We start from the raw sequence: 14,367 nt of genomic DNA on the forward strand, positions 1-14,367 counted from the left end.
GCGACTACGAGACCCTCACCGCCAGCTCCGAAGCCATGATCCACATCGCCTCGATCGACAACCTCGCCAGGCGCATAACGGACGAGACCACCCCCCACCTGGCGAGGAACGTACTAGGGCATCAAGGGCAATCTGCCTACTTCAAACGCCCTCTCAGAACCCGTCTTTGAACCCGCTGTACGTAACAGTGTTGGCCATGGGTTGTCATGGGTCTCGTGCGGCAGGATGCTGCGGGCCGAGGCCGGGACTTGTTGCCGGCGGCGGGAGTGCCGGCGTCCCGTGCTGAGGGGTGGTGGGCGCCATGCCCACGAGCACGAAGGACGGGCACGGGCACGGAGGAGCACGGGATGCGACAACGCCGCTGTCCCTCGGACACCGAGCATCGGGGAGTGGGCCCTGCTGGAGCCTTTACTGCCCACGCCCGCCTGCCAGTTGGCCTCGGGCGGCCACCCTGAGAAGTGGCCCCGCCGCGCGATCGTGGACGCCATCCGGTATGTGGTGGATACGGGCTGCAAGTGGCGGGCCCTGCCCGCGGACTTCCCGCCCTTCCAGACCGTCTTCGGGTTCTTCAGCCGGTGGCGCGCGGCCGGCATCTTCAACCTCATCCGTGACCAGCTCAGGCGCCGGGTCCGCCGCGCCATGGGGACCTCCCCGCGCCCCGTGGCCGCGGTGATCGATTCGCAGTCCGTCAAGGTCGCCGCCACCGTCCCGAGATCCACGTCCGGATACGACGCGGGCAAGAAAATCCCGGGCCGGAAGAGACACATCGTCGTCGACACGAAAGGGCTGCTGCTGTTCGTCATGGTCACGTCGGCCGACACCCACGACGCTGTCGCGGCCAGGGAAGTCCTCCTCCGGCTGCGTCTCATGCACCCGCAGATCGCCGTCGTCTGGGCCGATTCGATCTACGGCGGAACACTGGTCGACTGGGCCAAGTCCTTGCTCGACCTGACGGTCAAGACCGTGAGCAGGCCCGAAGGGGCGAAGGGCTTCGTTCTCCTGCCACGACGTTGGGTGGTGGAGCGCACTCTGGCGTGGTGGCTTCACGCCCGCAGGAACGCGCGGGACTACGAGACCCGGCCCGAGCACTCCGATGCTCACCCTCGCCGCCATCACCCTGATGACACGTCGCCTCACCCGCCCGAGCGCCTACCCCACATCGGCAGCACCCCGACCCGGAGGAACTGTTCAAGCCGGGTGATCTGAGGCAGAGAAGTCCACCTTGCCGACCGGTTGCCGATCGGAAGCGGCAGCGCCCGGTGCCGGAGGGGAGCGATATCACTGAGCCTTGACACCTCTTGGACGCTTGCGCTGGAAGGATCGGAGCGCTCTCTCGGCAACTAACGGTCCAGCCTTGCTGCCCTGGCGGCCCGCTGGGCGAAGACGCGCTCACGCCGGTCGTTCATCTGCCGCAGGGCATCCTTGCGGTCCCGTTTGGACAGCCGGTCAAGATAGACACGCCCCAAGAGGTGGTCGGTCTCGTGCTGCAGGCAACGGGCAAAATATCCCGTTCCCTCGATGACCAGCGGGTTGCCGTCCTTGTCGAAGCCGCGGGCCACCGTGCGGTCGGTTCGGGGAATGTCCATGACGGCTCCGGGTACTGACAGGCAGCCCTCCGGATCGTCCAGCAAGCGCCGTCCGGCCACGTCGAACTCGTCGAGGACGGGGTTGATGATGTGGCCGACGTGCCGGACTCCGTTGTCGTCGGGGCAGTCGTACACGAAGAGCCGCAGGTCGACGTCGACCTGATTGGCCGCCAGCCCGGCGCCCTCGGCGACGTGCATGGTCAGGAACATGTCGTCGATGAGGGCGGACAGGTCCGGAGTACCGAACTCGGTCACCTCTTGGCACGGGCGGTGCAGGATCTCCTCACCGACCAAGGTGATCCGGCGAACCGAAGCCCGCTCGGCGCCTGGAGGTAACGCTGAATAGGAATCGACTGGTTTCCCCTGGACTCTGACCCGACGGTCGACGAGGCCAGGTTGATCGTGACGCACGGACGCTGAGGTCATCTCTTCTCCATGGACAGACGGGCTTTCACGGCAATACGACATGCCTAGCATGGCCTTGCTCGATCTCCTTGCCGAGGTCGGTACCGTCACCGCAACCGAGGCAGCCGGACGACTCGGTTACAGCTCCGGCCTGTGCTCGTTCCACCTCAGGCAACTGGCGTGCTATGGGCACATCGAGGAGGTCCCGCAATCCGGCGGCCGGGCACGGCCCTGGCGCCTCCGGCAGGAAGCACCGCCGGCCACGGACGCCTCAGCAGAAGGATTTGGCCAGCCGGCCCGCGGGCTGGAAGACGAGAGCTACCAGCGATGGCTCGCCCGACGTGACCACGCCCCAGACGAATGGCGCCAGGACGAAGCCTTCAGCGCCGTCGTCTACCTCAGCCCCGAGGAGATGAGCACCGTCGCCGCAGCAGTGCGTCAGGCACTGGCGCCCTACCAGCACCGGGAACAGCAGCCCTCCGCCCGACCCGCCTCAGCCCGGCCGGTTGCCCTCATCGCGCGACTCTTCCCCCTGCTGCCGGACACAGCGAACGAGAACTGAGCCAACAGGCTTCACATCTGTGGGCAAATCAAAGACGCACACTCACCTCACGGGCCTCACCAGAGAAGTTCAAAGACGGGTTCTCACTTTCGGTGTCCCGGTGGCCACATAGCGGTACCCCGGGGAACAATGGAGTCACGGCCGCGCACCGGTGGGGGAGAGTGGGCGTGGGGCAGCCAGAGGAAGGCGGGGTGAGCGCAGCATTCGCCGCGTTCATCTCCGCGGTTATCTCAGTCGTACTGACCATCGCGGGGACGCTCGTCGGCCTGAGGTCCAGTGCCTCGCAGGCCGCGCTCTTCCTCGTCCTCACCTGGCTGCTGATCGTGGCTTCCATCGCCACGGCCCTGGTCGCGGTGTGGCTGCTGGCCGACAGCATCCGCAAGAACGTCAGGGCGCTGGCACACCTGCGCGATCTGGAAGCCTATGTGCCCCGGCTCATCCGGTTTCGTCGGCGGCACGACACGTTCGTCATCGCGAGCGACGGCAATGCGACGCTGCGCATTTCCTGTGATGTGGAGTCACCGGACGCCGATGTGGTGCCGTGGATCTCGTTCCCGATGATCGCCGAGGTTCCTCCGGACCATGCGCCCTGGTCGAGTATTTCCGTTCGTCGGGTCACTGTGAACGGAGTGGAGTCGGACCCCACCATCGCCTTCATACGGAGGGAGCGGAAGATTCCCGCCGAAGCCACGGCACTCGACGGACGTCTGGTCGAGTCCGGCGCCGTACGGGTACCCGTCTCGCTGGACCCGGGCCGTACCCGCTGCTCCTTCACCGTCGAGCTGGAACTGATCGGCGCGTTCGGCTTCATCGACCACGAAGAGAAGTGCTACACGGACGTTTCGTACGTCACCGACGATCTCGAGGTCACGATCCTCGGCCAGGACAGTCTCAGCGTCTCGTGCTCACCTTTTGCGCAGACCCGCGTGGAGGCGCAGCAATTGGGCATGGAGATGCCCGACGCGCCGGAGTCGCAGTTGCAGTCCCGGTACTGCCAGATGACCGACGGAGTGCGGTGGAAGACCTCGCAGGCCAAGCTCGGATACCGCTACGCCATTCCTGTTCGCGGTCACTCGTGAGCCTCCTCCTCGTGCGCGGGCAGGTGGATGGCGAGCCAGGCGGCGAGGACGTCGGGCTGCGGCGTGTGCGCTTTGGCTTTCAGCGATCGGGACACGGCTCTCACGAGGTGCGGGTAGCGCAGCAGCAGTGTGGGTCCGGGGCCCGGCGCGAGGTGGGACCAGGCCAGCGCGAAACCGACCCAGGAGGACGGGCGGTCCGGGTCAACGGCGAGTTCCGTGCGGTAACCCTCCAATGCGTCTGCATATCGATGCTCGGCGAGAGCAAGGTCGGCGGCTGTCGCCCCGGTCAACTCGGCCAGGGCGGGGTCCACGGACGAGGACTTCGCCTGGGCCATGCAGCGCAGGAGATGGGCGCGGGACTGGGACCACGGGCCGTCGGGCTGTGCTTGGAGTGTTTCCGTGTACCGGCGGGGTAGGCCGCGGTCAGGTGTAGGTGCGCCCTCCCGGGCACGGGCCAGGTCGGCCACGACATCCGGGTTGGGACGCAGATGCCGCAGCCGCCAGCCTGCGCGGTGGTCGGCGGTCACGGTCTCCGCGGCAGGGTGTCGCGGGCCAGCGGCTTCCCACTCGATGAACCGTTCCATGATCCTGTCGAGGAAGCGACGGCCGGCTTGTGTCAGGCAGGGTTCGGCGCGAAGCGTGCGTATCGCGCTCTGAGTCGGTCCCTGCCATCGAGTGGCGGCGAATGCGGCAGTGCCGGAGAGCTTGTCGTCTGCGGAGCGGAGCACAGCCAGCCAGAACTCCGTCACCCCGAAAAAGGCGTAGATGCCCTGCAGCAGCCCTGCTGCGGGTCGCGGGTCGTCGCGCCAGGGTGTGTAGAGGAGTCCCTCGCCGTCCTGACTTGTCAGCGGGACCAGGTGAAGGAGGCCGCCGAGCAGGACGTGCTGGGTTTCGTGCACGAGGATCTCCGCGAGATCCTCGGGGGTGTCGGGCCGGGCGATGGTGATGGCGGCGAAGGCCTCGCCGCTGGAGGCGCTGATGAGCGGGAACCGGCTGGTGAAGGGGTACGGGGCGATGGCGTCCAGTTCAGCGCTCAGCACAGCGGCCTTGCCGGGAAGACAACGGCAGATCAGGCTCCATGCCCCGGCGAGCAGGCGCTGCCATGCGCCGAACTCGGCGTCGTCGAGGCGGCGCGGTTCGAGCGCATCGTACAGACCTCGGTAGGGATCGAGGTCGTCCAGTCGTACGGAGAGCGCGTGTGGTCCCTCCTGGCACTCGACGTGTCGTAGCGGCCACCAACCGGGAGCCGGCCGAGCGGGGTCCGCCGGGATCTCGACGGTCTCGGCGGCGAAGTCGACGCAGAAGGTTCGGCCGCGGGAACGGATTCGGGCAATGGACCACGGCTCTCCCGGTTCGCCCGGGAAGCGGGCCATGCCCAGCGTGGGCAGGGGGATGGCGCCGTTCCTGACCGGCACGCGAACGTCCACGTCAACGCCCGCGTAAAGTGCGGCTGCGGCGGCGATGCTGTGCAGATGGCCCAGGTGGACCCAGGTCGGCGCGGGGTCGTTGGGGTGTCCTCGGCGTAGATGGCGCAGCGTGTAGCCGGCCCATCCGGCGACGTACGGGTAGGACAGCACGGCCTCCAGAGCCGCAGGTGCGGTCCGCTGGACGTGGTCCAGCAGTTGCCAGGCCTGCTCCGGCGGGGGGAGCGGGCCCGCGGATCCAGGGGCGGCCGCCGCCTCGTCGCTGATGGCTCGCAGAAGCAGCAGCGTGCGACTGCGCTCGGCGCTTCTGATCTCGCGGACGTCAGCGGGGCTCGCGGCCCCGTCGGCGATGGCGTCGACGGTGTCCCAGGAGATCCGGTGGCTGGAGATCCCCACGCCGGTCAATCGATGCGCTCCGCGCCGCCGCCGGGCGATTGGCCGCCGCTGGCGGCGATCTCCAGACCCTTGTCCGCCTGCGCGCCGGCCCACAGAACACCGCGACGCAATGCGTTGTCGTCACTGTCGAGGAGATCGCAGAGCGAAACAGCTTCGAGATCCGGTACTTGCGATTCGATCACGTCGGTTCCTCCTGCCCGCGATGTGGTGATGAGCGTTCAGTCGACGCGCTCGGCGCCGCCACCCCCAGTGCCATCGCTGGCTTCTGCAAGTGCCGGTGCCTGGTCGGCTTGCGTTCCGATCCACTGCAGGCCGTGGTGCAGTGTCGTGTCGTCGGTGTCGAGGAGTACGTGGAGCGCAATGGTCCGTAGATCTGGCGTCCGGGTCTCGATCATGTCGGCTCCCCTTCCGGTGGCGCTCAGTCGATACGCTGTGCGCCGCCACCCGGTTCACCGCCTCCGGCAAGGATGACAGGCGCACGGTCGCACTGCTCAATCACCCAGGCGATGGCGGCACCTGTTCGTTCGTCATCCGCATCGCCCAGATCGGCCAGCAACACACCGCTCAGATCAGGTACTTGGGATTCCACGAGATTCACCGTCCTCGTTGGCAAGCCATCCGGGAATCGCACATCATTCTGAGTATGACTCCCCCCACGGACGCCCGGAAGTCCTCGTTTCCGCCGCCGCGGACCGGGGCGGGCCTGGTATGAGCGAGACGCTGTACGAGGAGTTGGAACACCTCTTGCGCGGCTGGCACCGCTACGAGACAGAGCAGGGCAACGCGCCTGTGGTCGACTTCGACTGTGCGCCCGTACCGGCCCCTGCATCTCGGAACAGACTGGACACATACCGGCGGCTGCGTTTGCTGCTCGACCGTGCGGAGCGGACCGGCGACTGCCGACTGACACGGGAGATCCAGGCCCACTTCACTTACCTGGCCGCACTGCTGGGCCGGCACGATCCCCTTGCCGACTACGTGCGCCGCACACAGGGCTGCGATACCCGGGGATGGCCGGCCGACTACGTCACCGCGCGCGGTGAGACGGCTCGCCGTCTCCTGGCCGAGGCAGGGATCGACTGGGGCCCGGACACCGCGCGGGACCTCGCGTGGGCCGAAGGCATACTCACGGCCGAAGCGGCGGCCGAAGCGATCGGCCAGGAGGCGGCGGCACTCGAACCCCGCGTACGTGCCGCGGCCGACACGGCGGCTCCGTACGACCTCACTGTCGAAACCGTCCGAGTCGACGCCTACTGGTCCTACTGGCTGGACGGAGCCGGCCGGGCCGTCCGGCTGCGCATCAACCTGGAACGGGCGGCCTTCACCCTTGTCCAGGCCCGTCTGTTCGCGCTCCACGAGGTTCTCGGGCACGGACTGCAGAGCGCGGGGTTCCACGCAGGCTTCACCCGGGACAGCGTTCAGTGGCTGCCTCTGCTCACCGTGCATTCGCCCTGCCAGGTCGCTCTCGAAGGGCTCGCCCAGGCACTGGCGTTGTTCGTCGCCGCAGACGACCGGCAGCTGATCACACGCGTTCGGCTGGACCACTACCTTCAGTTGGTCCGCGCCGAACTGCACCTGGCGATCAACTCGGGTGAGAGCGTTGACGCGTGCGCGGCACACGCGCTGACCCGGGTGCCCTTCTGGAGCGACTCCGAGATCGCAGAGATACTCACCGACCGGGGCACAGACCCCCTCCTACGGTCCTATCTCTGGGCATATCCTGCCGGTCTCGACTGGTTCGCCGCGCTGGCCGGGGCACCTCCCGCCACGGCCACCGCTGTGCTGCGCGCGGCTTACCGCAGGCCGCTCCATCCCGCCGACCTGGCCGACCTGTGGCCGGAGGGGCCAGTGATCGGCGGCCCCGGCCTTGGCCCATGCGGTGGCGGCCCGTGACTCTCCAAGTGCTGTCCGACTGACCGGAGTACTGCGCAAGATGAGTGGTGGACGTTTGGGTCCGCGGGCCGCGTAGTGCGCACTGCGGGCTGGGGGTGAGGTCCCGGGCCGCGTATGCGAGCAGTTCGTTCAGGGCCGCCTCGTTGGACGCGGGCGGCCGGGTGCGCCACTCCCCCAGCGTTTCCCGTACGGTCTGCGCACCCGCGTACGCGTGCTGAGCCAGGCCGTCGTCCAGGCCGGCGACTTCCCCGTCCTGAGTACGTCCGGTGACGATGACCGGTCCGTGGACCGGGTACAGGGCGATGCCTCGCCAGGCGCTTGCCAGGGCCCAGGCGGCGGTGTTCTGCGCGAGCCGGATCGCGTGCCCGTTGCCGTGGATGTGCAGGAGTGCCCGTCGGTGGTAGACGCCTTGATCAACTGCGTCGGTCGTTGCGATGTGTTCCCGGATCGCGGAGTGCGCACCGGCCGCGGGCAGGTCGAGTTCCGTGACGGTGGTGTCGGGTGCGATGCGCAGCGCGCGCATGAGTCCTCCTCGCTTGGTGTCGTGTGCGCAGCGCTTCTCAGATCGCTGTGCACACTGGCTGCGCAATGGTCACCGCGGCTGCGCAATGCTGGGGTGACCTGCGCTTTCTCTCGATTGCGCAGCCGGTTGCGCAGGGGCGAGCGGGGCGCGGGCCCTCACCGCTGTGGCTGCGCGTGGTGGCGGATCAGTCCCTGCCGGCGCCGCTCGAAGTCGACGGCCCCGTCGGCAATGCAGTCGGTGGTGAGGGGCCGGTTGTGCTGCGCAGTGATCCCGTGGGCTGCGCACTCCTGCGCAACGGCGTCGAGCGACGGGGTGGTTGCGCACTCGCTGTTGCGCCCAGAGGTTGTAGACGCGCAACGGCAGGAGGTAGCGGCGCAGGGTGGACGGACTGACTGGCTTTCCGCCGCGGCCGTTCATGCCCTTCTTGTTTGCGAGGTAGGCGGAGAGTTGCTCGGCCTTGGGTTCCTCGCCTTGCTCGGTGTGGTACTCCGCCCAGGCGAGGTAGTAGCGGTCGACGGTGGTGAGCGCGGCGGGCTCCCCGGGGGCGTCGTCCTCGCCTGCCTCGTCGATGGCGGCGCTCACCCTAGGAGTGCGCATCTCTTTGGCGGGGTGCGCGCCTGCGCCGACGGGTGTCTCCTCGGGCTGGTCTTCGTTCGGGAGGGACTCGTCGGAGGACGCCTGTACGGCGGGTTCGGCGGCTTCCTCGTGGGCGGGCGGCTCCGTCTCGTCGAACTCGCGCTGCCCGAAGGTCGCGACGAAGTCCGCCAGGTCCTCGTCCGTGGAGGCCCGATCACGCCCCTACGCCCGTGGTGGCCCGGGCGAACTGCGGACACCGGGGATGCTCACCCAATCCTTGGCAGCACACGGCCGCACGGAAGCACAACCGTTTCCCGGTGACGAATCGAGCCAGGACTCCGGGCGCGCATAGTCACTGCCCACGTGGTGGACTGGTTTGCGTCGCACGTCATCGCGAACTGGATGCGGTTCACAGAACGAAACGTCGAAGCGTCCGCCACAGCGCTTTCTCGTCATCACCCACACAAGTGAATGAGGTGATTGTCCGAGAGTCACTCTGGCTGTGGCTGGCAACCTCTTCCAGGGCGCAGCCGGGTGTACATCCGGCGGTGTTCTGTCCGCCGGCGCAGGGCCGGTAGGGCTCCTCACGTGGAAAAGGGGTACATCGATGTCGAAGCTGGCTCGTATGGCCGCTGTCACCGCAGCCGCCGCGGTGTTGACGGGTGGCGCACTGGCTACATCCGCCTCAGCCTCCTCCCACCCGTACAGCTGCTCCAACCAGGGCGGCGGCCCCAACCACACCGTGAACTGCTCCGGCCTGATCACGGTCAACAACGTCCTGAACGGCACCACCGTCGACGTCCACGACGTCAACGTCCTCAACGGCACGCAGATCAACACACTCCAGAACGCGCTGGCCAACGTCTCGGACAACGACGTGAACCTGCCCGTCACCGTCCAGATCGGCCATCTGCAAACAGCGGTCATCAACACCTACCTGAAGAACTTCGGCATCACGGTGCTGCCCGCCAACATCTCCGTATGCGCCGGCAGCGTCTGCGTCTAACCCGCCGGCGCTGACAGCACAGCACACAGTGGCCCGCCCCCCACCCAGCTTCCAGGGAGGCGGGCCACCCCCATCCCCCAACAGCGGGACTGTGAATCGTTCCGGTGCAACTCCCGATCATGGCAGATGCATCGATGACCAGAGAGAACGTGGCCGAGCATGAGGCTGTCGAGTCGGCAGCGGCTGTGTCGGCGAAGGCGGTGGACGACCGGCTGATCGACGAGTTGGTGAGTCGGGCCCAGGCCGAGGGCCTGCAGCTGACCGGCGAGGGCGGCCTGCTCCAACAGCTGACCAAGCGGCTGCTGGAGTCCGCCCTTGAGGGCGAGATGACCGATCGCCTCGGCTATGACAAGCACGATCCGGCGGGCAAGAATGGCGGCAACTGTCGCAACGGCAAACGGTCCAAGACCGTGCTGACCGACGTGGGGCCGGTGGAGACAGTCGTGCCCCGCGACCGGGACGGCTCCTTCGAGCCGAAGATCGTCAAGAAGCGGCACAAGCGCCTGACCGACGTCGACGAGATGGTCATTTCGCCGGCCGCCAAGGGCCTGACCACCGGTGAGGTCCAGGCCCATCTCGCGGAGGTCCATGGTGCACAGGTCTCCCGGCAGACCATCTCGACGATCACGGACAAAGTGATGGACGGCATGGCCGAGTGGCAGAACCGGCCTCTCGACGTCGTGTATCCAGTCGTCTTCGTTGATGCCATCCACGTGAAGATCCATCTGCTCGCCGCCCCGCTTCTGAGCGGGGCGTCTGCCGGGCCCGGCCGGACGAAGTGGGGAACCGGCGGTCTCGCCGGTTCGATCCTCGCCTCGTACACCGGCTTGACCCCAGTCGCTGTGGCCGCCGTAGCCCGCGAGCGCGGTCACGCCTTCCTGGATGCGCGCGCCCGCTCCGTCGTTGAGCGAGATCAGCGGAGCGCCGACCGCGATGGCCATGTCCATGACCTTATGGATCTTCGTCGCATGGGCCTCCCCCAGCGCGCCGCCGAAGATCCGGAAGTCGTGGGCGTAGACGAACACGGTACGGCCGTCGATCGTGCCCCAGCCGGTGATGACCCCGTCGGTGTACGACTTGCGTTCCTCCAGGCCGAATCCGATCGCCCGGTGCCTGCGCAGCGGCTCGATCTCCTGGAACGATCCATCGTCCAGCAACAGCGCCAGCCGCTCCCGTGCGGTGAGTCTCCCCTTGGCGTGCTGTGACCGCGTGGCGGCATCACCGGGGCCCAGCAGGGCCTGTCGCTTGATGCGGTGCAGGTCTGCAACCCGGGCTGTGGCGGAAGGTGCGGCCCCGGTACCGGCGTCGGTGGTCATGTGCGGACGACTTGCTCAGACGGAGTTGGTCTGGACGGGTATGAACCGCCGGGCGTCCTGGATGTACCGGCGCACGGCGAACGCGGTGTAGGCCAGGCCGACGAACCAGCCGATCGGAACGGCCCAGATGATGCCGTCCAGGCCCAGCCGTCCCTTCAGCACGGACGCGGTGGGTATGCGGACGACCAGGAACGACAGCATCGTGCACACCAGTGGGAAGACGGTCCGGCCGATGCCGTTGAGGAATCCGTGGACGACCGCCATCGCCGAATACAAGAGGAAAAACGGGTATGTCATGAGGATGTACGTCCCGACGATCGCGTGGACCGGCTGGTCGGTGGTGAAGGCGGCGGCGATGTCGTGCCGTACGAGAATCACCACCGCGCACTCGGCGAGGGTCACCCACCAGCACAGGCGCAGCGCGTCGAGAAGGGCCCGGCGGCCCCGCTCGGCCTCCCCCGCACCGGTGTACTGGGCGACGAACACGGTCACCGCTCCGGACAAGTCCAGATAGAAGCGGCCGACCAGAGTCTCCAGCCGCGAAGCGATGCTGAACGCGGCGATCGCGGCCGTTCCGAAGGGCGCGATCAGCGACGTCAGGACCATGGTGCCGAGCGAGAGCATGATGTGCTGGATGCCGACGGGGAAGCCCAGCCGCAGGGACGAGCCGGCCTGCCGGGCCAGTTCCGGAAAAGTGCTGCGGTAGCGGTGGATCCCGTGCCTGCGAGCCACGAGCACGAGGCCCGCGAGGAAGGCGACGGAACTGGCCGTGACCGTGCCCAGGGCGGCGCCGCGTACTCCGAGTCCCAGCAGGGCCACGAAACTCCAGGCCAGGACGATGTTGAGGAGACTGCTGAAGATCATGATGTACATGACTGTGCGCGAGTCTCCCAGCCCGCGCAGGAACCCGCCCAGCGCGCCGATGCCGAACACACCGACGAAGCCGAGGGACAGGGTGCGCAGATACGTCGTGCTGCCGTGGGCCACCGTGCCGTGGATCCCCATCACGTGCAGGAAGACACCCGTGGCACAGAAGACCAGCGCGATGCACAACGCGGCCCACACGACGGCGAACGCCGCCAGACCGATGACCGCCTCCTGCTGTCGCTCGGCGCGGCCGGATCCCGTCATACGGGCGAACCGTATGGCGAAACCGCTCACCAGGCCGAGGAAGACGGCGTTGACCAGGTAGAAGATCGGCTGGGCGGCGCCCACGGCGGCCAGCCCGTCGACGCCGACGTAGTGGCCGACGATGATGCTGTCGGCCAGCAGATAAGACTGCTGTACATAGTTGGCGACCGACATCGGGAGACTGAATCCCAGGAGCGATCTCAGCTCGGATCTGGGCTCGCCTTCGCTCTGCGGCCGGCGTTTCAGTACGTCTTTGGTCATGTGACCCCACCACGTGCGTGTCCATGGGCCGGACCGGGCTCTTTCGAGCCCCGTCCGGCCGGTTCGGTGCCCCGCTACGCGGGGCTTACTTCCGCGGCTTCGTCCCGCATCAGCTCCACCGCGTCCGCCACGGCGCAAACCGTGCGCTCCATCAGCAGGTCCGCGGCGTCGAGCTCAACCTGCAGGCACGTGGCGATGTTGGACGCGACGGTGGTGGCCATGAGGGAGTCACCGCCGATGTTGAAGAAGTCGGCCTCTACGTCGAGCGTCGGGTACCCGAGAGCGTCGGCGAAGCAGCGGGCGACGGTGATCTCCGCGTCACGGTAGACGCCGTCCTCGCGCCCGGTCAGTTCCACGGAGACCGCGTCGATCTGCTTGCGCTTCTGTTCCGACGCGATGCGCAGACGGTCCCTCAGATCACTCTCTGCCTGCTTCATCTTCGTGTTCACGGTGTCGCCGAGCGACATGTCGAACGACTTGAAGATGTGCACCAGGTTGCCGTCGTAGTTCACCTCCCCGGCGAACGCACGACGCCGACGTGAGCGCAGCATCTTGTCGACGATGCCCAAGCCGGTGTTCGTGTACACAGCCTTGAAGGTCGTGTCGAGCTTACTCCCGTAGTCCACGGCCATGCCGATTTCTCGCCAGGCGACCCAGTCGACGGCGACGACGTGGCAGTCGTCGCTCCTGCCCATACGGGCGAGGGTCTCCAGGTAGTAGTTGCCGGCCGCGTAGCCGCCCTGCCCGGAGGACGGGAAGACGACGGCGACCGACGAGAAGTGCACGATGAAGTCGGGACTCGAGCCTGCGGTCGCGTTGTTGAGGACGTAGGCGCCGTGGATCTTCGGCCGGACCACATCGGCGAAGTCCTGCGGATCACGCAGAGAGATCAGGTTCCGTCCCGGGATGCCGGCCGCGTGGACGATGCCGTCGATCCGGCCGAACCTGCGCTGTACGTCCTCGACCACCGCCCGCAGGGCGTCCGGGTCGCCGGCGTCGGCCGCGTAGACGTGGACGCGCGCGCCCATGCCCTCGATCTCGGTGATCGTACGGGCCGTCCGGGCGGCCTTGCCGTCGGGCTCCTTGGCGATCAGCTGCTCCCAGTCCGCCCGGTCCGGGGCGCCCGACCTGCTAACCAGCACGAGGTCGATGTCGGGCTGGAGGCTCGCGAACATCTCGCTGATGGCCAGTCCGATGCCCCCGGTGCCGCCGGTGACGAGGTAGGTGCCGCCCGCCTTGAGGTAGTCCTGCTCCGTGCCGGTGCCGAGTTCGGGGAGTTCCTCGAAGACCTCGTGGTAGGAGCACCCGTCCCGCAGGAGGTGCAGGCCCGGTTCCGGCCGGACGATCTCGCGCCACAGCAGGTCGGACGTAACGTGCCCGTCCAGGTCCTGGACACGGGTCTTGAGGTAGGGGAACTCCCGCCCGATCACCTTGGCGAGACCGGCCGGCGCGGAGTTCTCCGGGGCACCGACGGCCGCACCGTCCACCAGCGCGCAGGCATTGCGGGTGAGGGCCACGATCCGTCCCCGCACTCCGGCGTTCATCAGGGCCTTGCGCTGCATGCACAGCGTCCTCGCGGTCCAGTTCCCGACCGCACTTCGGGGTGAGCACTCAGCTTCCGCCGAGCGAACTACCTCACCAAGGCGGTGATCGCCACCAGCAGACTCGCCACCGCCAGGAAGACCTGCCACTTGTCTGGCTCAGGCCACTTTTTCCCGTCGTGCTTGTCCGATGGGACGTCCGTCAGCACCACCTCACTTTCCCCTCCCGGTCCGGCACCAGGCGTGCTGGTCCCAGGAGTCTGTGAACTGGCTGGATTCGCCGCTCAGTTCGGGAGGATCCGTGGGGCAGGGACGACGATACCCTGCTTTGCACCCGTACTTTCTAAGGAAGCGTACGGCCTAGGCCACACAATCTGGTGCTGATGGTTTAGTTAAACCTTCTCTCGAAGGTAGTGGGCTTGACTGTCTTCTCACAATCGCAGGCAGCGCCGCGTGTCCGCCTGTAAACGTGCGGGCCGGGCGACCCGCTGTCTGCGGGAAATTTTTGGGGTGACTTCTTCCAACTCCGGTCGCGAAGCAGTGGACTAGCTCCTTCCGGTTTCTGCACGCCCTTGTTGGACGCACCTCCCCCAGGAGCTTCCGGCCCCGGCCTCGTGTCCAACTGCCGGTCGATATATGGGTAGCGGCCCCTCGCAAGCGAGCTGAAC

At 67.4% G+C, this 14,367-nt stretch carries 11 protein-coding genes and 4 pseudogenes; 7 read left to right on the top strand and 8 right to left on the bottom strand.

The genetic code is table 11. The annotated features are described in order from the left end of the window. Together AB0A61_RS36120 and AB0A61_RS36125 are read left to right on the top strand one after the other, a co-directional pair. A pseudogene (locus AB0A61_RS36120) lies at positions 1-117 on the top strand (IS5/IS1182 family transposase); the annotation flags it as partial. Positions 118-381: 264 nt separating this feature from the next. After that, a pseudogene (locus AB0A61_RS36125) lies at positions 382-1,141 on the top strand (IS5 family transposase); the annotation flags it as partial. 199 nt (positions 1,142-1,340) lie between these two features. Here AB0A61_RS36125 and def read toward each other — a convergent pair. Beyond that, positions 1,341-2,012 (bottom strand): peptide deformylase, encoded by a 672-nt coding sequence (gene def, locus AB0A61_RS36130; RefSeq protein ID WP_361302362.1) that lies wholly within the window; start codon positions 2,010-2,012, stop codon positions 1,341-1,343. A 49-nt stretch (positions 2,013-2,061) separates the two neighbouring features. Between def and AB0A61_RS36135 the strand changes: the two genes are divergently transcribed. After that, a complete protein-coding gene (locus tag AB0A61_RS36135) occupies positions 2,062-2,553 on the top strand; it encodes an ArsR family transcriptional regulator (RefSeq protein ID WP_361302258.1) in 492 nt (163 codons plus the stop codon). Positions 2,554-2,714: 161 nt separating this feature from the next. Next, positions 2,715-3,632: a hypothetical protein gene (locus tag AB0A61_RS36140; protein ID WP_361302261.1), complete on the top strand. Its 918-nt coding sequence runs from the start codon at positions 2,715-2,717 to the stop codon at positions 3,630-3,632. On the opposite strand, the gene AB0A61_RS36145 is transcribed toward AB0A61_RS36140, so the two are convergent. Genes AB0A61_RS36145 through AB0A61_RS36160 form a run of 4 tightly spaced genes read right to left on the bottom strand, consistent with a single transcriptional unit; the run spans position 3,623 to position 6,041 of the window. Beyond that, complete coding sequence (locus AB0A61_RS36145) at positions 3,623-5,452, bottom strand: HEXXH motif domain-containing protein (RefSeq protein ID WP_361302264.1); 1,830 nt, start codon at positions 5,450-5,452, stop codon at positions 3,623-3,625. The two genes, AB0A61_RS36140 and AB0A61_RS36145, sit on opposite strands and share 10 nt — an antisense overlap. 5 nt (positions 5,453-5,457) lie before the next feature. Beyond that, positions 5,458-5,634, bottom strand: a complete 177-nt coding sequence (locus tag AB0A61_RS36150) for a hypothetical protein (RefSeq protein WP_361302267.1) — start codon at positions 5,632-5,634, stop codon at positions 5,458-5,460. Positions 5,635-5,670: 36 nt separating this feature from the next. Further along, the gene (locus AB0A61_RS36155) at positions 5,671-5,847 is read right to left on the bottom strand and encodes a hypothetical protein (RefSeq protein WP_361302270.1); all 177 of its coding nucleotides are present in this window, start codon (positions 5,845-5,847) and stop codon (positions 5,671-5,673) included. Between the two features lie 23 nt (positions 5,848-5,870). Continuing rightward, positions 5,871-6,041, bottom strand: a complete 171-nt coding sequence (locus tag AB0A61_RS36160; RefSeq protein WP_361302273.1) for a hypothetical protein — start codon at positions 6,039-6,041, stop codon at positions 5,871-5,873. A gap of 119 nt (positions 6,042-6,160) precedes the next feature. Between AB0A61_RS36160 and AB0A61_RS36165 the strand changes: the two genes are divergently transcribed. The 3 genes and pseudogenes from AB0A61_RS36165 to AB0A61_RS36175 all read left to right on the top strand — a co-directional run. Next, complete coding sequence (locus AB0A61_RS36165) at positions 6,161-7,345, top strand: hypothetical protein (protein WP_361302276.1); 1,185 nt, start codon at positions 6,161-6,163, stop codon at positions 7,343-7,345. A 1,706-nt stretch (positions 7,346-9,051) separates the two neighbouring features. Further along, positions 9,052-9,450 carry a preprotein translocase subunit TatB gene (locus AB0A61_RS36170; protein WP_361302279.1) on the top strand — a complete coding sequence of 133 codons (399 nt, stop codon included), beginning with the start codon at positions 9,052-9,054 and terminating at the stop codon, positions 9,448-9,450. A 134-nt stretch (positions 9,451-9,584) separates the two neighbouring features. After that, positions 9,585-10,172, top strand: a pseudogene (locus AB0A61_RS36175) (transposase); the annotation flags it as partial. Between the two features lie 123 nt (positions 10,173-10,295). On the opposite strand, the pseudogene AB0A61_RS36180 reads toward AB0A61_RS36175, so the two are convergent. From AB0A61_RS36180 to AB0A61_RS36190, 3 genes and pseudogenes are all read right to left on the bottom strand, one after another. Then, positions 10,296-10,766 (bottom strand): annotated as a pseudogene (locus AB0A61_RS36180) (carboxyl transferase domain-containing protein); the annotation flags it as partial. A gap of 15 nt (positions 10,767-10,781) precedes the next feature. Beyond that, positions 10,782-12,071, bottom strand: coding sequence for an MATE family efflux transporter (locus tag AB0A61_RS36185; RefSeq protein WP_361302282.1), 1,290 nt, complete (start codon positions 12,069-12,071; stop codon positions 10,782-10,784). A 161-nt stretch (positions 12,072-12,232) separates the two neighbouring features. Continuing rightward, the gene (locus tag AB0A61_RS36190) at positions 12,233-13,720 is read right to left on the bottom strand and encodes a beta-ketoacyl reductase (RefSeq protein ID WP_361302285.1); all 1,488 of its coding nucleotides are present in this window, start codon (positions 13,718-13,720) and stop codon (positions 12,233-12,235) included. Between the last annotated feature and the right edge of the window lie 647 nt (positions 13,721-14,367).

Source organism: Streptomyces sp. NPDC046197 (assembly GCF_040646295.1).
In the GTDB taxonomy this organism is placed as follows: domain Bacteria; phylum Actinomycetota; class Actinomycetes; order Streptomycetales; family Streptomycetaceae; genus Streptomyces.

Bases quoted from the DNA above. Each gene is read 5' to 3' on its own strand.
- def (WP_361302362.1), bottom strand. From the start codon at position 2,012: ATGACCTCAGCGTCCGTGCGTCACGATCAACCTGGCCTCGTCGACCGT.
- AB0A61_RS36135 (WP_361302258.1), top strand. From the start codon at position 2,062: ATGGCCTTGCTCGATCTCCTTGCCGAGGTCGGTACCGTCACCGCAACC.
- AB0A61_RS36155 (WP_361302270.1), bottom strand. From the start codon at position 5,847: ATGATCGAGACCCGGACGCCAGATCTACGGACCATTGCGCTCCACGTA.
- AB0A61_RS36165 (WP_361302276.1), top strand. From the start codon at position 6,161: ATGAGCGAGACGCTGTACGAGGAGTTGGAACACCTCTTGCGCGGCTGG.
- AB0A61_RS36170 (WP_361302279.1), top strand. From the start codon at position 9,052: ATGTCGAAGCTGGCTCGTATGGCCGCTGTCACCGCAGCCGCCGCGGTG.
- AB0A61_RS36185 (WP_361302282.1), bottom strand. From the start codon at position 12,071: ATGTCGGTCGCCAACTATGTACAGCAGTCTTATCTGCTGGCCGACAGC.
- AB0A61_RS36190 (WP_361302285.1), bottom strand. From the start codon at position 13,720: ATGCAGCGCAAGGCCCTGATGAACGCCGGAGTGCGGGGACGGATCGTG.